We start from the raw sequence: 19,979 nt of genomic DNA, 5'->3' as shown, positions 1-19,979 counted from the left end.
GCGGAAGCTGGTTTCGAGCTTCTGCATGAACTCGGCGAACTCGCCATCACCCAGTGAGTACATCGGCAATTCGAGCAGGTTCTCCACCGCGGCGGCGAGTGCGTCGCCACTCTGCGCGATTGTGGGTACCTCTCCCGAATCCATACCTCTATTCTACTCCTTCATAGCCAACATGAATAGCCCAATTCTATTGTCGTGCAACCGAATTCGTACTTTTCGCCCATCCTGCGCGACTGCTGATCTCCTAGGCATTCCGCAACCGAATCCCGCGATTCGAATCCCCCCACCCGAGTCCCTATTCGGCCCTTCGATTCGCCCGAACAACCACATCCCGCAACGAAACCGATCGCCCACCCCCTGTTTCGACCATGCGCCCCACCTCCTCGGCCGTGACAATCTCCCAAACCTCCGGATCCAACCGCCCCACGATCCCCGCAGCCGTAGCTGACGCCTCCTCGGGCGGCTGATGCCCGTGCGCGGAGTGCCCGTGCGCCCCGTGTCCAGCCTCCCCGCCATGCACATGCCCAACGATCAACAGCGACCCGCCCGGCGCCACCCACTCCGCGATCCGCGCGTAGAAATCCAGCTGCGGCATCGCCGGATGCGCGTAGTTGGTCATGACGAGATCGAACCGGGTGCCGGGCTGCCAGCTGCTCAGGTCGGCTTCGACCCACCGCACATCCGCGCCGACCCCGCTCGCCCCGGCCCGCTCCCGCGCCCCGGCCAGCGCGCGGGACGAGATATCGGCTGCCGTCACCCGCCATCCCCGGCTCGCGAGCAGGATCGCCTCGGCCCCGCCGCCGCACCCGGCGTCCAATGCCGTGCCGGGTGTCAGCCCATCGGTTTCGCGGGCAACATACGGGTTCGCCGGCGCGGTGGCCATCGAGCTGCCGGCCGGTCGCTGCTCCCAGTGCCGGTCCCAGAAGTCCCGGTCGAAGGTCTGTGTCATCGGGGCGTCCTCCTCGTTCTCGATGTCCGGCGCCGATGTGGCCGGTGATATCGACATCGTGCGGAGCGGTGAGTCGGATGCGCAAACAATATTGCCGAATGGCAAAATCCTCGGGCATGAGTGACCCCGTGAACCGCACTCTCGACGCCGTCGGCCCCAGGTTGAAGCGGTTGCGCCTGCACCGGGACGTCACGCTCGCCGACCTCGCGGCGGAGACCGGGATCTCCACCAGCACGCTGTCGCGGCTCGAAGCGGGTCTGCGGCGGCCCACGCTCGAGCAGTTGCTGCCGCTGGCCCGCGCGCACGGTGTCACCCTCGACGAGCTCGTCGACGCGCCGCCGACGGGCGACCCGCGCATCAATCTGCGTCCGATCCCGGCGGGCGACGGCGCGGTCGTGCTGCCGCTCACCCGCAGGCCGGGTGGAATTCAGGCGTACAAGTTCGTGCTACCGGCCGGAGCCGACGACGCCGTCCCGGACATGCGCACCCACGACGGCTACGACTGGGTCTACGTCCTCAACGGCACGTTGCGGCTGGTGCTGGGGGAGCATGATCTCCGGCTCGAACCGGGGGAGGCCGCCGAGTTCGACACCCGCACCCCGCACTGGTTCGGGGCCACCGCCGATGGGCCGGTCGAGTTCTTGAGTCTTGTTGGCAGGCAAGGGGAACGGGCTCACATTCGAGCGGCTCCCGCGCGGGGCTCGGACGCGGCGCAGCCGTAGCCGCCGGGGTACGCGCACCCCGAGAAGAGAACCTCCCGGCCCGCTCGCCCGCGGCCCGGGGATCTCCGCGCACCGCGCCGTGAACCCCGGGTGCTCCCACCGGTTCGCCGGTCGTTCCGTAGACTGCCGAGGAATACCCCTTAGTGGTATTTCGCTCATTCACCACGCCAAGGAGATCATCGTGTGCCAGCGAATCGTCTGTCAGGGCTGCGGCAAGCCCTCCTTCCAGGGCTGCGGCGAGCACGTCGAGGAAGTGCTCGGCGACGTCCCGACCGCCCAGCGCTGCGCCTGCAACCCCGGCTCCGGCACCACCAGCCGAGGCCTCTTCAGCCGCCAGTAATGCCCTGACCCCCCAGGGTGCTACAGCCCAGCCCAATCGCTGTCCCACCCTGGGCATGCCCCGCCCCGAGCCACCGCCCGTCGACGAGAGCGGGCAATCAACTTGCCCTACACCGGAATCCGGTGTCAGCGTCTATCGGCCCGCCGACAGCGCTTTCGGTTCGTGGGATTGCACATCCGCCGCCGCCCGCGCGACGAACTCTTCGATCGCCTCGATCGCCTTCTTCAGCAGAATGGCGTGATCCTCGGGACCGGCCGGTGCGACGCCGACGCGCTGAATCGACCGAATGGCTTCGATCGCCTGGTCGGCCAGTTCTTGAATCCGGCGATCGCGATCAATGCTGTAACCACAGCTCCAAACGGGTCGCTGCACCCGAATGCGGTGTGGCGGCGGGTTTTTGACGCTCTTGGACCCTCCTCAGACCAGATTCACGGAGTCCAGGAACCGGGCGGCGACCTCGGAGTCGCCGTCGATGGTGACGTCGCAGTCCCGCCACGCCCGGCGGGTCGTACTCCACGCCGGGAAATCGAGGGACGCGGTGTAAACGTGGGCGGCGGGCGCCGGGGGAGCGGTGGGGTTGACCCGTAGAGCAGGGGCGGGGCCGACCGTCCAGGTCGAAGCCCCGGGGCCGGTGAAGGTCAGGGCTATCGGGGCGGTCAGCCAGGACAGCTGCTCGCGGTGGGAGTGCTCCAGCAGCGTCATCAGCCAGGCGATGAGGGCCCGCATGCGGGTGTCGTCGGTGGGCGGGGCCGGTCGGTCCAGGGCGGGGGCCAGATCGTGGCGCAGGTGGGTGTGCCAGTCGAAGACGTACAGGCCGGGCAGATCCCGCAGAGGGTACCAGCCGAGTTCGCCTATGCGCAGCGGGATTCGGGCGAGGCCGGGTGCGGTGAACAGGGAGAGGCCCGCAATGCCCCGGGCGCTCCAGGTTTCGAAGTCGTGCAGGGTCTGCTGTGGTGTGCGGGAACGGCTTTCGGACAGCACGCGTTCGTTGGTGCGCTCGACGGCGCGGGAGAAGATCAGTCGCAACGCGGCGGGGGTGATCGACGCGCGGACCGCGCCGGTCATATGGGTGACCACGTCCTGTATGGACCAGCCCGCGGCCGCGCTGGGGCGCGCCCAATCCGCTGCGCTCAGCGTGCGCAGGAAGTCGAGCACTGCCGCGCGCTCGGCGCGGATCGCCGCCAGGGATTCGGAACGCGTCATGGCGTCAGCCTAGTGCGGCTCCGGTATCGCCCGGCCGAGGATCGGCCGGGGCTCGAATGAAACGGTGGTCGGCCCTCCGGCTACGGTCGAATCGTTCGTTCGAGTAACTGTGGAGGTAGTGGCATGGCTGGAATTCCCGCGGTACCGACCGCGCTGCTGGCGGTCGGCGGTCTCACCGGCGGCTTCGCGCTCGCGCAGGCCACCAAGCAGCGGCAGCTGGGCGGGGCGGTGTTCGCCGCCGGAACCGCCGCGGCCTTCCCGCGCTGGCGCCGGGCGGTCGGAACGCCCGGTGCGGCCGCGCTGACCGGTCTGTCCATCGGCGCCATGGGCGCCTCGCATCCGCTCGCCAAGAAGATCGGCGCCTGGCCGTCGGTGGCCGTGGTCTCCGGCGTCGTGGCGCTGGTGTCCTGGGCCGCGGTCGACCGTCGCGGCTGATCGCCTGCGCGACAGGGAATTTCGCGGGCGAACGCCGAGCCGGAGCTAGCCGGTCGCCCGGCCGGGTTCGGACTCGCCCGCGAACACCCTCGCCACCTCGTACGGCCGCGCCAGCGCCGTGGGCGTGAGCCGCCCGCGCAGGATCACCGACTCCCCGACGCTCCAGTTCGCGGCTTCGGCGGAATCCGCTGCGGCGACGGTGTTTCCGGACGTCAGAATCAGGCTGACCTCCTGCTTGGCGAGTTCGCACAGCCGCGCGGCCTCGTTCACCGCGTCACCGATGACGGTGAACTCGTAGCGCTGATCCGAACCCACGTTGCCCGCCACCACGCGCCCGGCCGCCACCCCGATGCTCGCGGTGAAATCCGAGGACTGGCAGATCAATTGGTCCTGGATCGCCCGCGCGCACGCCAGCGCCGCGCCGGCCGCGGAGTCGAGCTCGGCGGGGGTGCCGAACACCGCGAGCGCGGCATCGCCCTCGAACTTGTTGAGCAGCCCGCCGTGTCGCTCGACCTCGTCGACCACGATGCCGAAGAACCGATTCAGGATCTGCACCAGGTCGTTCGCGGGCAGCGTCGCCGCCATCGTCGTGGACCCGATGATGTCGATGAACAGCGCGGCCGCCTCGCATTCGGTCCCGCCCAGCGCCGATTCGCTCGCGATGGCCGCCACCGCCACCTCGTGCCCGACGTGCTTGCCGAAAAGCTCGCGAATCTGCTCGCGCTCTCGCAGACCCTGCACCATGTGGTTGAAACCCGTTTGCAGTTCACCCAATTCGGTGCCGTCGTACACGGTGACCACGACGCCGAGATCGCCGTTCTCGACCTGGCGCAGCGCGCGCCGCACCCCGCGAATCGGCGCCACCGTCGCCGCGAGGGTCTGCATCATCATCAGCAGGCCGTAGACCAGGGTCACCCCGCCCAGCGTGAGCACGCACACCGCCAGCCTGGCCTTGCTCACCTCCGGCAGCAGCAGCGCCTGCACCGCGACGATCATCGACAGTGCCACCGGCACGCCGGTGCCGAGCAGCCACACCAGCACCGAGCGGCCGAAGACGCCCATGCCGCGCCGCCGCCGCATGTGCCCGGCGTCCAGCACGCGCGCGGTTACCGCCCGCAGCGCGAACTGCGACGCGAGATAGCTGTTGGCGCACACGCCGATGCCGGTGGCCCCGATGCCCAGGACGACCTTCGGGATCAGCGCCGGGTCCGCGCGCCCGTAGAGCGGCGTCAGCACGGCGATCGCGCCCAGCCACAGCACGCCCTGCACGATCACCAGGTGCCGTGGCACCCGGACTGCGGACGCCTGCTCGTCCTCGGTGGGGATTCGATCGGGGTCCGAGGTCCAGCTCAGCGTGCTCAGGGCCCACCGGGTGCCCCACAGCACCCCCACGACCAGGGCCACCGCCGCGTAGAGCGGCAGCGCGACGGTGTTGACGTACCGGAGCTCGCGCGTGAACAGCGACGGCCCGGGCAGCACGAACCCCACGAGCGCCACCACCAGCGCGATACCGAAGAGATTGGACATGACCACGGCCGCGGTCAGCAGAATCTGGATGCGGATGCGCCGCACCCCGGAGTTCTCCTCCGCCGAGCCGAGCAACCGGCTGCCCCACGGTGCGTGGCTGTGTACAACGGTTCCCGAGCCGCTGTCGTCCATGGCGTTGCAGCGTACGCTCGGCAACCTCGCCCGTGAACCCCGGGGCGCAGTCGATAGAAGTTCACTATCAACGCAGATGGGGCCAAGTTTCCGGGCGTACTCGCCGACCGCTCGGTGTCGTGGACCTGCTGTGCCTGCCGGGCTGTGATCGTTGCCGCAACGACCCCTCGATGAGAGCCGGGTCGCTGTGCCCGCACAGCGCCGCGCCACGATCGGCCTCCAGCAAAGCCGTGGCGGGGCGCAGCCTGTTCCCTCCTCGGGCCGCTCATCCACCGGGCCGTGGCGTTTGGTTGACTGGGACCGTGAGTGGGCCATTCGTCAAGATTTGCGGGTTGAAGACCGCGGAAGACGTCGCGGCGGCGGTCGAGGCCGGCGCCGACGCGGTGGGTTTCGTGTTCGCCCCGGGCAGTCCGCGCACGATCGACGCCGAGACCGCTCGTCGGTTGGTCGCGGGCGTGCCGGACCGGGTGCTCACCGTCGGGGTGTTCCGGGGGCAGTCGGTGGCCGAGGTCGCCGACATCGCCGCGGCGAGCGGGGTGCGGGCGGTGCAGTTGCACGGCGACGAGGGGCCGGAGGACTTCGCGGCGCTGCGCGCGGCGGGGCGAACCCTGGTGCGCGCCACCGCGAATCGGGTCGAGAGCTGCGGCGAGTACGGCGAGGACCTGCTGCTGCTCGACGCGCCGGACCCGGGGTCGGGCAAGCCCTGGAACTGGGGCGCGGACGAATTCGTCGCGCCGCGCGGCCGGTGGCTGCTGGCGGGCGGGCTCGGCCCCGATACCGTGCGCGAGGCGCTGCGGGTCACGGGCGCCTGGGGCGTGGACGTGTCCAGCGGCGTCGAGATCGAGCGCGGGGTCAAATCGCCGGAGCTGATCCGGGCGTTCGTCGCGGCCGCGCGCGCGTAGCCCGCGCCCGATCACCGCGCGGGCAGGCGCGCCACCACGGTCCGCAGCATGGATTCGGCTATCGGACAGTTCGATTCGCGGGTGCCCTCGGTCCAGCGCACGGTGACCGCCACGGTGTCGGTGCCGCTGTTCGGGACGAGGTATTCGCGGGTGCAGGTGTCGGGTGCGGCGGCGGGGGTGTCGAGGAACATGCGGACGCCCTCCACCACGGCGGTGTCGGGACCGCCGGTGTAGCGCCCGGATTGGCTCGAGCGCACCGTCAATTCGAGTCCGCCGTCCCACACGCAGCTGTGCGCGTCCGCGACCGACGGCTGCGCCGGGGTCGGCCCGATGGCCTTGGTGACGACCTCCCGGGTGATCAGGTCGCAGGGGGCGAGCACCGCGAGCGCGGTATCGGACCGCTTCGCGTCCGGCGCGGTGGCGAAGGTGCGGACCAGGTTCGTCGCCACGTATTCCAGTCCGCGGCAATCCTTCACCCCCGCGGGCAATCGCAGCTCGACGGTGATCCCGGCCGCGTCCTCGGGCGCGGGCGCGGCGATCGCCCGGGCGCAGCGCTCACCCGCGGCGTGCCGCAGGGGAGTTCCGTCGAGCAGGGTCACCTCGGGGGTGAATCCGGTGAGCTGCGTACCGAGTTGGAGTTCGAGTTCGTACCCGGCCGCGGTGGCCTTGCAACCCCAGCCCGGGGTACCGGCGGTTTTCCACGCCGCGGCCGGCTGCGGCGCGGGCGCCACCGGCACCGACCCGCCCAGCGCGTCACCCAGCCACCGGCAGGCGTCGATCCGGCGCAGCCGATCCAGCGAAAGACCGCTGACCGCAACGGGTTCCGGACCGGAGTCCGCGGCTTCGCCGCCGCCCCGCACGGCCAGGATCAGGGTCGCGATGGTCACCAGCACCAGGGTGATGCCCACCAGCGCCTGTATCTGCGCGGTGGTGTCCCCGGCGCGCTCCCGGATCGCGCGCAGTGAGCGATCGCCGAGTTCGGTGGTGGCGCCCGAGACCGCGGCCGCCGCCGATCGCCACGTGCGCGGCTCCCCGGCGGCGGTGGTGGTCAGGGTGCCTGCCAGCTCCGATACCTCGCGCTCCTGCGCGTCGATCGCGTTGAGCACCGACACCGGCCAGGCCGGGGCGTTCGCCCCCGGCCCGAGGTAGTCCAGAATCTGTTCGGGCGTGGGCCGTCCCGCCGGATCCTCGCGCAGGCACGTGGCGATCACCGTGCGGATCGGCTCGGGCACGTCCCGCAGGTCGGGTCGCACATCCCGAACCGGCGTGCGGGCGAACGGATCCCGCCCGGATGCCGCCGCGGCCAGCACCACGCCGAGCGCGAACACGTCCGAGGCCACGGTGAGATCCGTTGAGCCGTTCAGTTCCGGTGCGGGGCAGACGGACTCGTCAGCGGTCGCGGGTACGGCCTCGACCAGCCGCACCCCCGCGCGCGTGAGCGCGACGGTATCGGTGCGCACGCGGCCGTGCACCAGGCCGGCCGCGTGCACCTCGCGCAGGGCCGCCGCCAGCCCGGTCGCCAGCGACAGCACGGCGGGCTCCGGCAGCGACCGGTGCCGTTCGAGGACCCCGTCGAGCCGGGCCGAGGCCACGAAAACCGTGGAACGCCACGGGTACTCGTCGTCGGCGTCGACGTCGACCACGGTGGTGTTGCCCGGCCCCGTGACCCGCATGGCGGCGAGCGCGTCCCGGCGCCAGCGCAACCGGAAGCCGGGCACGGTCAGCTGCGGACCCCCGGCCTGGCGCACCACGTAGACGCCCTCGTCCGGGCCGACCCCCAGCACACAGCGGAACCCGGGCCCGGATTCCAGCACGCCCAGCAGCCGGTACGGCCCGATGCGCTGCGGTTCGCCGGCCGGAATCGATTCGATGCTCATAACCTCGGCAGTTTCTTCAGAATCGGGATCGCCACCGCGTCCGCGATATCGCACGCGTCCCGGTCGGTGGGCCGGCGGGCGGTGTAGTCGATGGCCGCGATCTCGGCGTTCTTGCCCGCCGAGGGCCGAACCATGACGACGTAGGCGCAGCGCCCGGGTGCGCGCTCGACGGTCCAGGCCTTGCGGCCCTCGACCGAGCGGAACCCGAGCGTCCGGGCACCCGACCACGCGGGCCGCGGGCGATCGTCGAACGTGATCGCGAAATCCCCGTCCCGGCCCGAGATCCGGCACCCGTGCGGCCCCGACACCCGGGGTATCGCGGGGTCGCCGATGCCCGCCGGAATCGGCCCGGCCTCGACCAACGCGCACGGATCGAGCCCCAGCAGCGAGGGCCCGGTCAGGGTGCGCAGCGGCGGGTTCACCGTGAGACGTTCGACGACCGCGCGCAGCGCGGATTCGGCTGCCGCGCAAGCATCGCCGGAGGCGACCTCGGCGCGCATGCCCAGGGCCAGCGGCAGCCCGCTCTGCGTCAGGACGTAGCGATCGCAGCGGGCGGCGGGCCCGGCCGCGCCCAGAACCGGCATCCAAGCCACGGTCCTGCCCGTCGGCGCCTGCTCGGCGCGGATACGGTCGACCGGAGTCGCGAAACCGAGGGTGTACGAGGTCTTTCGGCCGCCGTCCGCGAGCGCCGTGGCGCACGACATGGCGCCGTCGGGCCGCAATTCCTCGACGTAGGTACCGAATCGGTGCATGACCGGCGGTTCGAGCAGCGCGCAGGGATCCAGGGTGCGGGTTTCGATGTCGGTGAGCGCCAACGGCGGATCCACCATCGCGATCGCGTGTCCCGGCACCGTCGTATCGACCAGCAGGGCGGCAGCGACCACGACCGCGCCGAGGGCCGCGGCGGCGATCAGCGCCCGCCCCCGGCGGCCTCCGCCGCGCCACGACATCGTGTCTCCGGGCGCGGGCTGCTCCGCCCAGCGCAGCGCCTCGGCGCGGAACTCCTCGATGGTGCGCCGAATCGGTCCCGGCCAGATCGGGTCGCCCGGAATGGATTCCGCCGCGTCGAGCAGCTGGACCGGGGTCGGCCGGCGGGCGGGGTCGGGAGCCAGGCACGCTTCGATCAGGCCCCGGATCTCCACCGGCACCCCGCCGAGCTCGGCCCGCCCGTGCAGCGGACCGGCGGTGCCGAACGGGATGGCGCCGGTCGCGGCCATCACCAGCACCGCGCCCAGCGCGAACACGTCCGAGGCCCGGGTGAGCGTGTGCCCGGCCGCCTGTTCCGGCGACATGTACGCGGGCGAGCCGATCCGCGCGCCCGCGATCGTCAGCGGCACATCGCTTTCGAGCGCCAGCGCGATGCCGAAGTCGATGACGCGCGGCCCCTCGGCGGTGAGCAGCACGTTGCCCGGTTTGAGATCGCGATGCACCAGCTCCGCGCGATGGATCTCCACCAGCGCCGAGGCCAGCCCGATGGCGAGCAGCTTCAGCCCGGAGAGCGAGAGCTTGCCGTGCCGGTCGAGCACCTCCTGCAGCGTGGGGCCGGGAATGAATTCGGTGGCCAGCCAGGGGCGTTCGGAGCCGATATCGTGATCGACTATCCCCGCCGTGTATGCCCCGGTGACCCGTTCGGACGCCTCGATCTCGCGCCGGAACCTGGCATGGAAGGTCTCGTCACCGGCCAGCTCGTCGTGCACGAGCTTGATCGCCACCAGGCGCCCGTCCGGCGCCCGCCCGAGCAGTACCTCGCCCATCGCGCCGTGCCCGATCGTGGCGTGTATCCGGTAGCGGCCCAGCTGTTTCGGGATGTGGCGGCCGCGGGCTTTCATCGGTCCTGCCCGAGCAGTATGGACTGGGCGGCGGCCAGTCTGCGGACATCGGCTTCCTGATTGCTGTTGACCCGGACCGCGATGTCCGCGCGATGCAGCAGGCACGCGTACCGCCGAGCCTCGAGCACCAGCGGCTCGGGTTGTGTCGCGGCGTAGCAGGACACGCCGGTCACCCCGGGTCCGGCATCGACGCGCACGTACCCCTGTCCGGTGAGCCGGTCGCCGATCACGCGCACCAGTCCCTCGGCGGTCTCCGCGTCCCGGGTGCGATAGAGCTGGTTGTTGTGCGACAACGCGATCGAGGTCACCCCCTGCTCGCGGAACTCGGCCAGTCGCGTGGCCGGCCGGTCGAGCAGCAGCGCGTGCGCGCGGGGGCCGTACACCGCGAAATCCAGTCTGTCCGGGGTATCGGCGCCGGTGCGCACCAGCCCGGTCAGGAGCCGATCGGGGTCGAGCTTCAGCTTCGGCAGGTCCGCGGGCGGGGTGGGTACGAAGTCGGTCAGTGCGCTCACCTGGGCGCGCACGGCGCGCGAGAGCACATCGGCGAGCTGGTCGCCGGCGGCGCCGGTGAATTTCGCCGATACGCCGATGACGAGCGATTTCCAGGACAGCCACCCACCCGCGGTCGCGGTGGCTGGACGCCAATACGCCTGTGCGGCAGGTGTTCCCGACAGACCCAGCGGCAGCGTGTCCACGGCGTCGGCGGCGGCCGCCGCGCCCGCGGCCGCGGCGGCGAGTTCGGCGCTGGGCAGCGCGAGGACCGCGACGGTCAGGGATTTGGCGGTCGCCCCGCCGGTCTGCGTCGCGTCCGCGGCGACCGCGCCGAAGCCGCCGAGCACCTCGAACGGGGCCAGCGCCGTGCGCACCGCGGCGGGCAGCGGTCCCGAGGTTCCGGCGTGATCGACCAGTACGCCGCCCCCGCGCCCGTGGACGAGATCGGACTCGATCTGCTGCGCGGAGATCACCGTCTCGCCGATCCGCAAGGATTCCACCAGAATTCCGCGCGCGTAACCGGCCGCGTCGTCGTAGTCCGCCGGGGCGGCGACGGTCGGGTACGTCCCGGGGTCCGGGTCGCCCGCGTCGCCGCCGCACCCGGCGCCGGTCAGCAGCGCGGGCAGCAGCGCCGCCAGCGCGATCGGCGTCCGCATTCGAGGACCCATGCCGCCTACCACCTCCGTACCGAAGACCGACCCCCGCTAGCGTCCGGGCAGCCGGGCGATGACGGAGGTCAGCAACGCGGCCGCCGCCCTGCACTGCGAACCGTCCTGCCTGTCCGAGATCACCAGTGCCGTCACGGTTTCGACGTAGGTCTCGTCGATGGCACGATAGCGGTACAGGCGCTTGCAGTGCATGGTGGAATCGAAGGTGCTCGGCCGTTCCAGTACGAGTCCGCCGCCCGCGTCGAAGGTCTCGGTCACCACGTCCACCCGTCGCGGCAGCTCCAGCAGCAGTTCCACCGAGACGTCCCCGCGCCATTCGCAGGTGTGCGCGGTGGCGATTCCGGGCCCCCGGGCCGCGGCCGCCTCGACCTCCGAATCGCGCAGCAGCGCACAGGGATCCACGGCGGCCAGGGACCGCTCGGCGTCCGGTTCGCGGGGTCGATCGGCCAGCTCGGCGGTGAGTCGTTCGATGGTGTGCTCGGCCAGCGGACAGGACGCGCCGTCGCGGGTGACGACCGTGATGCCCCAGCGCGGCGCCGGGTCCCGGTCGCCCACCGCGTAGGCGCACTCGGCGCCGCGCCTGGTCAGCGCGAACCCGTTCACGGTGCGCTCGGCCGGCCCGAATCTGTCGAGCCCCGTGCCGATCTCGACACCGAGCTGTTCGGAGCCGGAGGTGCCCAGGCAGCCCCACGCCTCGGTGCGCGACCAGCGCCAGGCGGCGATCTCCCGGATCGTCCCCGCCTCGCGTACGGCGTCGGCGGGCAATGTGGGCCCCAGCGCTCGCCGCACCCAGGCGCAGGCGTCGGTGCCGCGCAGGTCCGCGAGCGGGGGCAGGGTGGCGGCGGGTGCGCCGGTGTCTGCCCCGCGGCGGGCGAGCACCACCGTGACCGCCGCCAGGATCAGCACGAGCGCCAGCACCACGGTTCGAATCATCGGGCGCGACGGGCGCTTTCGCGCAGGCTCCGGCTCCGGTGCGGTCGCATGCGGCGGCACGATCACCTGTGTGGCCTCCGGGTCGACGGTGAACGCGCGCAGCCGCCGACCCTGTTCCTCGATCGCGCTGTGCACGGGCGCGGGCCACGGCTGGGTTCGAATCGACTGCGGGCCCAGATGATCGAGGATCTGCGCCGGCGTCGGCCGGCTCGCGGGGTTCTTGTGCAGGCAGGCGCCCAGGAGCGCGCGCAATTCCGCGGGCACCCGGTCGAATCGGGGTGTTCGGTTCACCACGTTCGCCAGGACCAGCGTGGGATGCGCGGCGCTGAACGGGTTGGTTCCGGTGGCGGCCCAATAGAGCAGGGTGCCCAGGGAGAATACGTCGCTGGCCGCGGTGAGCTGCTGTTCGGTGGCCTGCTCCGGCGACATGTACGACACGCTGCCCACCACACCGGCCCCGGTGAGCTCACCGGTCGCGCCGACCCGCTGGGCGATGCCGAAGTCGATCACCCGCGGGCCGTCGGCGGCGAGAATCACGTTGGCGGGCTTGAGATCCCGATGCACCAGTCCGGCGCCGTGAATCGAGTGCAGCGCCGAGGCCAGGCCCGAGGCCAGGGTGCGCAGCGCCCACACCGGCAGCGGACCGAAGGTGGACACGGCGCGATCGAGGGGCACGCCCGCGATGAAAACCGAAGCGAGCCACGGCCGATGGCCCGAGACGGAGTAGTCGATGACGGCGGCGGTGAACGCGCCCGATACCCGCGCCGAGATGCCCACCTCGTTCGCGAATCTGTCGCGGTATTCCTGATCGTCCAGCAGATCCGGATGTATCTGCTTGATGGCCACGAAGCGCCCGTCGGGAGCGGTGCCCAGCAGCACCCGGCCCATTCCGCCGCGACCGAGCACCCCCAGGAGTCGATAGCGCCCGATCATGGACGGTTCGGTTGCCGCCAGCGGCTCGATCAATGGCTCACTCCCCGGCCCCACTCCGCACCCACCCCGGATCGGCGAAAAATCCGCGTTCCCAGCGTATTCGATCGCTCACCGCTGATCCGCCGGAACGTCGATTCCTGCTGCGGGGAACGAGGCGTCCCGGAAGCGGTGGCTATTCTCCGGTTATCGTTGGTGTGTCGCGTCCCATCGCGGGTGTGTCGCGTCGCGGAATGGGCATCCGCCAGATCGTCGATCGAACAGTGGCGGCCGCGACGGGCCGGGATGAGCGGAGGATTCGGCGGTATGACCCAGATGCTGTTGCTCGGTGGTGCGGTACTGGCGGTGTTCGGGGCGCTGCGGATGCTGCGCGAGCCCCGGCACATCTCCACCGGACTCGTGCTGCTCGGCGCCGTGGCGCTGGTGGCGCTGTGGGCGGCCATCGAGCTGGGCACCCGGTGGTACCCGTGGGGTGCGATCATCGGCGTCGTCGTCTTCCTGGTGCTGCCACCGGTGTCGCTGGTGCTGGCCGGACTCGGCCTGCTGGCCAACGGCGTGATCGTCACCCGGCGTGAGGGTTTGCGCATTTCGACCGCCGTCGCCCCCGTGGTCGGGCTGGCGCTGCTCGCGCTCCCGTTCGCGGCGATCTGGGCTCTGAACGCGTGGCCGCACGCGCCCATCTGGGTGACGGCGACCGCGGTGATGGTGACGCTGCTGGGTCTGCTGCTGCTCGCGCAGTTGCTCGCGTTCACCGTGTACGCGGTGCTGTACGCCGGACTGCCCTATCGGCCGGGCGCGGACGCGGTGGTTGTGCTGGGCTGCGGTCTCGTCGACGGCCGGGTGACCACCCTGCTCGCCGCGCGGCTGGATCGCGCGCTCGAGGTCTACCGCGACGAACTGGCCGGTGGCGCACGGCCGGTGCTGGTGGTCTCGGGTGGGGTGGGACCGGGCAAGACGGTGGCCGAGGCGGACGCGATGGGCGACTATCTGGAGGCGGCCGGGGTCGATCCGGCGGTGATCATCCGGGAACGGCGCTCGCGCAACACCGAGGAGAACCTGCGTTTCACCGCGGCCGAGCTGGCCGCGCGCGGCTTCGCCGAGGATGCGCGAATCACGGTGGTCACCAGTGATTTTCACGTGATGCGCACGGCGGCGCTGACGCGCAGGCAGGGGCTGGACGCGCAGGCCATCGGCGCGCACACCGCCCGCTATTTCAGACCCGCGGCGTTCCTGCGCGAATTCGCGGCGGTGGTCGACTCCCATCGCCGGGTGAATCTGATCGCCGGCGGAACGCTGGTCGCGGTGGTGTGCGCCCTGGCCGTGTACGCCTACCTGCCGAACGGGCTCGATGCCGGCTCCTGAGCGGGAGCCGGCATCGAGCCCGGGGGAACGGAACCGGTGTCAGGGCAGGACGAGCGAGACGTAGTCGTCGTCCGTGTCCGTCGTCTGGCCGGTGACCACCTGCGCGCCGCCGGACAGGATGCCGAGGACCAGCATGACGATGAGCAGGATGCGCGCCGCCTGGGAGAGCAGTAGCGGGCGGGTGGGGGAGCTCGCGGGGAAGCCCGCGGCCGGGGTGGGGAAGGCGTCCGCCGCCGGGAAGCCCGTCGTCGCCGGGTAGGCCGGGGCGGGGGCGGGCTGCGGGGCGGCCTGGCCGTCGCCGAAGATGCCCTTCAGGTAGGTGGGGGTGAGCAGGTAGAAGTAGGCGTCCAGCCGGACCTGCATGCGCAGCACGGCCGCGGTCGATTCGAACAGGGCCTGCGGGAGCCGCCCGGTGATCAGCACGATCAACCAGATCACGATGGCCATCACCGCCCATCCGGCCATGAACCAGTTGACCAGGATGAGGATGGGCAGGGCCAGGAAGAATCGGAACAGCACCGCGAGCCGATTGAGCGGCGTGGGCTGTGGGAACAGCACGCGCACGGGGTAATCCGGGGCGGTGTCGAGGGTGAACGGCGGGAACTGGTCCACCAGCAGCATCGTGTAGCCGTATACCCGGCCCGCGTAGGCCACATAGGACCGCAGATAGTCACCGGCCCACTCGGGCAGTCGGCCGGTGAACAGCGCGGCGAACCAGCCGATGATCACCACGACGAGCGCGCCGACGCTCAACGCCCACATGACGATCAGGTGCGGAATGGCGAGAATGATGCGCAGCAGCACCGTCCAGCGGCGCTGCTGCGGGGGCGCGAAAACATCCAGATCGACCGAGGGCTCCCGGTCGCCTGCCCACGCGGTGGTCTGGTCCATGACGTCTCCTTCGCTCTGCCGAGCCGGCCGAAGATACGAATCGAGGTGACGATGTTGTGCTCCAGCGTCGCACATCACGGTCATCGGATACTGTCGAACTGCCGTTAACGGTTGCCGTGGTGGAAGGACGTTCTGCTGTGCGCAATATCGATCTCTTGCCGGTCGCGGCGCGGCTGCTTTATCCCGAGCCGCCCCCGATGCTCTATCACTACACCAATGCCGCGTCCTTGATCTCGATAATCCACAGCAGGCATTTCTGGGCCGGTCTGCCCGTGCAGATGAACGACGCCGAGGAACAGATCCGCGCTTTCCACTGGCTGGGGACGATCGCCCGGGACCGGCCCCTGGCCAGGACCGACCCGGCGGGGGAGGCGTTCGCGCAGCGGGTCGCCGCGCGGATCTACGAGGGCCGGGCGCACGAGGGCAGCGCGCCGTATCTGGTGTCGCTGAGCGCGGACGGTGATTCGCTCTCGCAGTGGCGGGCGTACGGATCACGCGGCGGCGTATGCCTGGGACTGCCGTTCGAGATGGTGCGCACCGCCGCCGAGGGCCAGGGGTGGTATCTGGCCAAATGCGTTTATGACGAAGACGATATGCACCTGATGGTGAGCGAACTCTTCGAGCGTCATCTCCGGCTGCTCGGCCCGGATTCCGTGCGGCCGGACGCGGAGTTGATCGAGGAACGCGCGAAGTTGTTGTTCGACGAATTGCGGTTGTACGGATTGTTCATCAAGAATCCGTCGTTTCACGCCGAAAATGAATGGCGTCTACTGAAATTCGACGCGGACCCGCCCGGTGATGAGTTACGTTTCGCGCCGGGCGCCGACGGCGTGCGCGTTTTCCTGCCGTTCCGGTTGCTGCCCGACGAGCATCCGGGATTTCCGGACCGGCCGCGGCCGAGCGTGCATATCGGTCCGTCGCCGCTGCCGGGGATCTCCGAATACGCGACGACCCGGTTGCTGGAACGGTGGACCGGCGCGGGGAACGCCGACGTGTGGACCACGCGCAGCAGTTTCCGTTGACCGGGCGGACCGATCAGCCGAGGGTGAGGTGCGCGAAGCCCGGGGGCACGAGCTCGCGGACGTCGGCCGAGACGTAGATCGCCTGGCCCTCCGGCACGGTGAGGGTCTTGCCCGCGATGGTCAGGATCGCCTCGGCCAGCGCGGCTTTGATCTCGCTGGTCCGGCCCGAGGCGATGTCCAGGAAGATCTGCACCCAGTCCGTGCCCGATTCGGAGCCGTCGAGGCCGATCACCCAGTCGTCGATGCGGGTGAAGCGGGCCTTGAACGTGGCGGGGTCGGCGTCGAGGATGGCGGCGGCCGCGCCGAAGATGTCGCGCGCGAAGCCGGTCGTATCGAAGGTGCCCGCGAGGGCGGCGGTGTAGGAAACCGTCAGATGCGGCATGGCAGCGGCCCTCCTGGACAGGTGATGTGAAACAACCATAGTGCGCGAGCGGGCCGGCGTCGGGCACCGGAGCGCCGCGTGTGCGGCCGCGCGGCGGTTCCGGATTGCGTTCGTGCGGTGCGGAATAGGGCATGTGCCCGATACCGGTGCCGTCGCGATCCTCCTAGCCTCGGCGTCGGGTCGGTGGGTGAGCCGCTGTGGCGGCAGGAGGAGAGTGAGTTCGAATGAGGCGGATGGGGAGTCGGCCGCGCGCCGCGCTCGGCCTGCTGGTGGCGGTGCTGGCGCTGATCGTGGCGTTGTCGGGATGCACGACCAAGGAATCCGGGTCCGGCGCGGCGGCGTCGAGTACGCCCGCGGCCACCTCGGTCTCGGTGACGAAGACGACCGCGCCGGCGAGTTCGGCTGCGGTGCAGGATAATCCGGGAGGCGCGGGGTACCGGGCGGACCCCGCCGCGCCGGAGTCGTCGTACTACCACTCGCCCGAGGCGCCCGCGCCCGGCGGCGAACAACCGGGTACCGACACCTGCGGCGCGACCTACTGCGGCCCGCCCGGCACCGACAATTGCGGCGGCGAGGTCGTGTGCGGCGTCCCCGCGGAGAAGTGCACGGACCGCAACGACTACACCGGCGACGTGCGCTCGAACGAGGAGATCAACAGCATCGGTGAGCGGGACGGGCGGTGCCCCGCCATCCTGCGCGCGACGACCACCTCGCAGCTCCCGGTCACCACGACGGCGCCCACCACATCGCCCGCCGTGACGACGACGGTGGCGACCACCGAGGCCCCGCCCGCGACGACCGTTCCGGCGACGACCGCGGCGGCCGGCTAGGCGCCCGCACGGGTCGTGGGCGGCAGCGGCCGCCGCCCACCGCGCGGCAACCCGACCGAGTTGTCCGTTTCGCGTATATTCGCGGGGCACTTACTGTTTACTTCGGCGAGTTAAGTGAACCGTATCGGGGAGTCTCGTGCCGCTGTCTCGTCGTCGCCTCTTCGCCGCCTCCGCGCTCGGTACCGCGGCCGGCGTACTCGGACTCCCGTCCGCGCGGGCCGCCGAACCCGGGGTCGTCGGCCCGGGCGACCCCGACTACGCGGCGCTCACCCAGCGCGGATACAACCGCCGCTTCACCGCGCGCCCGCAGCGGATCTTCGTGCCCGCCGATGCCGACGGGGTGCGCGCGGCCGTCGAACGATCGGTGCACGAGGGCCTGCGCACGGTGGTGCGTTCGGGCGGGCACGGTTTCGACGACTTCGTGGACAACGCCGACACCCGCTCGATCATCGATCTGCAGCGCCTGACCGCCGTCGACTGGGATGCCGAACACCGGGCGTTCTCGGTCGCCGCCGGGGCCGATCTGGGCGCGGTGTACGACAGGCTGCTCGGCTCGGGCGTGACCGTGCCCGCCGGAATCTGCAAGGGCGTCGGCGCGGGCGGTCACATCAGCGGCGGCGGCTACGGCCCGCTGTCGCGGCGCTTCGGGCTGGTGGCCGATCACCTGTACGGCGTGGAGCTCGTGACGGTCGGCGCGGACGGCCGGGCCAGTACGGTCCTGGCCACCAGGGAGGGCCCGAACGCCGACCTGTGGTGGGCCCACACCGGCGGTGGCGGCGGCAATTTCGGTGTGGTGACCCGGTATCTGCTGCGCTCGGCCGATTCCGACGGCTCCGATCCGGCCCGCGCGCTGCCCGCCGCGCCCGGCGCGCTGCTGAGCACGCGCGTGGTCCTGCCGCTGGCGACCGAGGACTCGTTCGTGCGCTTCGTCGGCAACTACATCGCCTTCTTCGAACAGCACGCCGCACCCGATGATCCCTTCGCCGGGCTGTACGCGCCGCTGCACCTCAAGCCCGGCATCACCGGCTCGGACATCCTGATCCTGCTGGACGCGGACCGGCCCGGCGCGCAGGAGCGGTTCGACGAATTCGTGGCCGCGATCTCCGCGGGCATGACCCCGCCGCCGCTCGTGCTGCCGCCCGGTCGCGGCTCCTACGCGGACACCCTGTCGAACGTCTACTACCCCAAGGGAATGCCGGGTTTCCGGGTCAAGGTCAAGTCCGGGTATCTGCGCCGGGCGTACTCGGCCGACCAGCTGCGCGTGCTGTACCGCTACCTGACCGATATCCGCTTCCTCGGCGAATCGCAGGTGGAATTCCTGCCTTTCGGCGGCGCGGTCAACGCCGTCGCGCCCGATGCGACGGCGTCCGCCGAACGCGGCTCGTTCCTGAAGATGCTCATCCACGCGGCCTGGCGCAACCCCGCCGACGACGAGCGCTTCGTCACCTGGGCGCGGGAGATGTACCGCGAGGTGTACGCCGCGACCGGCGGCGTGCCGGTGCCGAACGCGGCGCAGGGCGGCAGCTACATCAACTACCCCGACGCGGATCTGGCCGACCCGCAATGGAATACGTCCGGGGTGCCCTGGCATTCGTGCTACTACGGCGCCAATTACGAACGGCTGAGGGCGATCAAGGCCACCTGGGACCCGGGAACCGTGTTCCGGCACGCGCTTTCGCTCGACCGGCCGGGCTGAGCCGGGGCGGTTCCGCTCAGGTGAGCGCCAGGACCCGGCAGGGCCCGCCGGTGCCGCCCGCGTGTGTGGGCGCGCCGACGATCACGGTCGCGCCGGCCGGCGGCACCCGATCGAGCCGCGCGAGCATCTCCACCCCGTAGCGGCCCGCCCCGAGAATCGCGGTGTGCGCGCCGTATTCGGTGCTCGCGGCGCGGTCCAGGCTCAGCGTGTCCACGCCCGCGCCGACGATATCGCGCTGTGTCACCAGGAAATCGGCGGCCTCGGGCGCGAATCCCGGTGCGTGCGGGCGTCCGCCGGCGTCCAGGTTCAGGAAGGTGCCGGGGGCGCCGAGCCGGTGCTCCCAGCCCGAATACATGGCCACGAAGGCGCGTTCGGGAATCGCGCCGTGCGCGGCCTCCCAGTCGGTGATGTCCGAGATGGTCAGTACCGCATCGGCATCGGCGGCGGCCCGCGCCGAGATGTCGATGACGACCAGCGGCGCCACCAGATCCCGCTCGGCGATCCGGTCGACCGAGATCCCGTCGCGCACCCGGTGCAGCGGCGCGTCGACGTGGGTTCCGGTGTGCTCCCACAGCACCAGGGCCTGCTGCGCGAAGCCGCCGCGATCGTGCCAGGCCACCGGGATCGCCGAGAAGGCCGGATTGCCCGGCCACACCGGCAGTTCCGCGTTCAGGACATGGGTCAGATCGACCACCGTGCCGGTCCGCTCGGGAGCGGCCGCCGCGGTGCCCGACGGCGCCAGTGCGGCGACCGCGCCCAGGCCGGCCGCGCCGAGCCAGGCCCGCCTGCTCCAGCGCGGGGTCTCGGCGGTCTCGTGGGCTGCCTGGACGATTCGAGGTGAACACATCTGAACCAGC

Annotated in this window: 18 protein-coding genes; 7 read left to right on the top strand and 11 right to left on the bottom strand. The window is 71.1% G+C overall.

Annotated elements, in window-relative coordinates; translation table 11 throughout:
- Positions 1 to 295: 295 nt before the first annotated feature.
- The gene (locus tag ACWDOP_RS37685; RefSeq protein ID WP_456348892.1) at positions 296 to 1,054 is read right to left on the bottom strand and encodes a class I SAM-dependent methyltransferase; all 759 of its coding nucleotides are present in this window, start codon (positions 1,052 to 1,054) and stop codon (positions 296 to 298) included.
- An 11-nt stretch (positions 1,055 to 1,065) separates the two neighbouring features.
- Between ACWDOP_RS37685 and ACWDOP_RS37680 the strand changes: the two genes are divergently transcribed.
- Positions 1,066 to 1,671: a helix-turn-helix domain-containing protein gene (locus ACWDOP_RS37680; RefSeq protein WP_456348891.1), complete on the top strand. Its 606-nt coding sequence runs from the start codon at positions 1,066 to 1,068 to the stop codon at positions 1,669 to 1,671.
- A 472-nt stretch (positions 1,672 to 2,143) separates the two neighbouring features.
- On the opposite strand, the gene ACWDOP_RS37675 is transcribed toward ACWDOP_RS37680, so the two are convergent.
- Both ACWDOP_RS37675 and ACWDOP_RS37670 read right to left on the bottom strand, forming a co-directional pair.
- On the bottom strand, positions 2,144 to 2,383 hold the full coding sequence (locus tag ACWDOP_RS37675) for a hypothetical protein (protein ID WP_456348890.1): 240 nt from the start codon (positions 2,381 to 2,383) through the stop codon (positions 2,144 to 2,146).
- Between the two features lie 45 nt (positions 2,384 to 2,428).
- Entirely contained in the window at positions 2,429 to 3,214 is a 786-nt protein-coding gene (locus tag ACWDOP_RS37670; RefSeq protein WP_456348889.1) for a maleylpyruvate isomerase N-terminal domain-containing protein, read from the bottom strand.
- A 123-nt stretch (positions 3,215 to 3,337) separates the two neighbouring features.
- On the opposite strand from ACWDOP_RS37670, the gene ACWDOP_RS37665 reads away from it, so the two are divergent.
- On the top strand, positions 3,338 to 3,649 hold the full coding sequence (locus ACWDOP_RS37665; protein ID WP_454200147.1) for a hypothetical protein: 312 nt from the start codon (positions 3,338 to 3,340) through the stop codon (positions 3,647 to 3,649).
- Between the two features lie 45 nt (positions 3,650 to 3,694).
- Here the strand turns inward: ACWDOP_RS37665 and ACWDOP_RS37660 are convergent, their stop codons facing one another.
- Positions 3,695 to 5,308: an adenylate/guanylate cyclase domain-containing protein gene (locus ACWDOP_RS37660; protein ID WP_456348888.1), complete on the bottom strand. Its 1,614-nt coding sequence runs from the start codon at positions 5,306 to 5,308 to the stop codon at positions 3,695 to 3,697.
- Between the two features lie 302 nt (positions 5,309 to 5,610).
- On the opposite strand from ACWDOP_RS37660, the gene ACWDOP_RS37655 reads away from it, so the two are divergent.
- Positions 5,611 to 6,210 (top strand): phosphoribosylanthranilate isomerase, encoded by a 600-nt coding sequence (locus ACWDOP_RS37655; protein ID WP_456348887.1) that lies wholly within the window; start codon positions 5,611 to 5,613, stop codon positions 6,208 to 6,210.
- Positions 6,211 to 6,221: 11 nt separating this feature from the next.
- On the opposite strand, the gene ACWDOP_RS37650 is transcribed toward ACWDOP_RS37655, so the two are convergent.
- From ACWDOP_RS37650 to ACWDOP_RS37635, 4 genes are read right to left on the bottom strand one after another with little or no spacing between them, the layout of a single operon-like run.
- Positions 6,222 to 8,087 (bottom strand): hypothetical protein, encoded by a 1,866-nt coding sequence (locus tag ACWDOP_RS37650; RefSeq protein ID WP_456348886.1) that lies wholly within the window; start codon positions 8,085 to 8,087, stop codon positions 6,222 to 6,224.
- On the bottom strand, positions 8,084 to 9,916 hold the full coding sequence (locus ACWDOP_RS37645) for a serine/threonine-protein kinase (protein ID WP_456348885.1): 1,833 nt from the start codon (positions 9,914 to 9,916) through the stop codon (positions 8,084 to 8,086). The genes ACWDOP_RS37650 and ACWDOP_RS37645 overlap by 4 nt, the downstream gene beginning before the upstream one ends.
- Positions 9,913 to 11,064, bottom strand: a complete 1,152-nt coding sequence (locus ACWDOP_RS37640; protein ID WP_456348884.1) for a DUF7373 family lipoprotein — start codon at positions 11,062 to 11,064, stop codon at positions 9,913 to 9,915. Before ACWDOP_RS37640 ends, ACWDOP_RS37645 begins: the two co-directional genes overlap by 4 nt.
- Positions 11,065 to 11,112: 48 nt before the next feature.
- Positions 11,113 to 12,975, bottom strand: a complete 1,863-nt coding sequence (locus ACWDOP_RS37635) for a serine/threonine-protein kinase (RefSeq protein WP_456348883.1) — start codon at positions 12,973 to 12,975, stop codon at positions 11,113 to 11,115.
- Between the two features lie 270 nt (positions 12,976 to 13,245).
- Between ACWDOP_RS37635 and ACWDOP_RS37630 the strand changes: the two genes are divergently transcribed.
- On the top strand, positions 13,246 to 14,301 hold the full coding sequence (locus ACWDOP_RS37630) for a YdcF family protein (RefSeq protein WP_456348882.1): 1,056 nt from the start codon (positions 13,246 to 13,248) through the stop codon (positions 14,299 to 14,301).
- A gap of 39 nt (positions 14,302 to 14,340) precedes the next feature.
- Here ACWDOP_RS37630 and ACWDOP_RS37625 read toward each other — a convergent pair whose 3' ends face one another.
- Positions 14,341 to 15,192 carry a DUF4389 domain-containing protein gene (locus tag ACWDOP_RS37625; protein ID WP_456348881.1) on the bottom strand — a complete coding sequence of 284 codons (852 nt, stop codon included), beginning with the start codon at positions 15,190 to 15,192 and terminating at the stop codon, positions 14,341 to 14,343.
- Between the two features lie 137 nt (positions 15,193 to 15,329).
- Here ACWDOP_RS37625 and ACWDOP_RS37620 point away from each other — a divergent pair, with 137 nt between their 5' ends.
- Complete coding sequence (locus tag ACWDOP_RS37620; protein ID WP_456348880.1) at positions 15,330 to 16,214, top strand: DUF2971 domain-containing protein; 885 nt, start codon at positions 15,330 to 15,332, stop codon at positions 16,212 to 16,214.
- Between the two features lie 13 nt (positions 16,215 to 16,227).
- Here ACWDOP_RS37620 and ACWDOP_RS37615 read toward each other — a convergent pair whose 3' ends face one another.
- Positions 16,228 to 16,596, bottom strand: coding sequence for a 5-carboxymethyl-2-hydroxymuconate Delta-isomerase (locus tag ACWDOP_RS37615; RefSeq protein WP_456348879.1), 369 nt, complete (start codon positions 16,594 to 16,596; stop codon positions 16,228 to 16,230).
- Positions 16,597 to 16,829: 233 nt separating this feature from the next.
- Here ACWDOP_RS37615 and ACWDOP_RS37610 point away from each other — a divergent pair, with 233 nt between their 5' ends.
- Both ACWDOP_RS37610 and ACWDOP_RS37605 read left to right on the top strand, forming a co-directional pair.
- Positions 16,830 to 17,426, top strand: a complete 597-nt coding sequence (locus ACWDOP_RS37610) for a hypothetical protein (RefSeq protein ID WP_456348878.1) — start codon at positions 16,830 to 16,832, stop codon at positions 17,424 to 17,426.
- A gap of 136 nt (positions 17,427 to 17,562) precedes the next feature.
- On the top strand, positions 17,563 to 19,122 hold the full coding sequence (locus ACWDOP_RS37605) for an FAD-binding oxidoreductase (RefSeq protein ID WP_456348877.1): 1,560 nt from the start codon (positions 17,563 to 17,565) through the stop codon (positions 19,120 to 19,122).
- A gap of 16 nt (positions 19,123 to 19,138) precedes the next feature.
- Here ACWDOP_RS37605 and ACWDOP_RS37600 read toward each other — a convergent pair whose 3' ends face one another.
- Entirely contained in the window at positions 19,139 to 19,969 is an 831-nt protein-coding gene (locus ACWDOP_RS37600; protein WP_456348876.1) for a cyclase family protein, read from the bottom strand.
- Positions 19,970 to 19,979 lie beyond the last annotated feature (10 nt).

It is taken from the genome of Nocardia sp. NPDC003693 (assembly GCF_053981095.1).
Note: the sequence above shows the minus strand (reverse complement) of the source record. Positions and strands in the feature narration are given on the sequence as shown.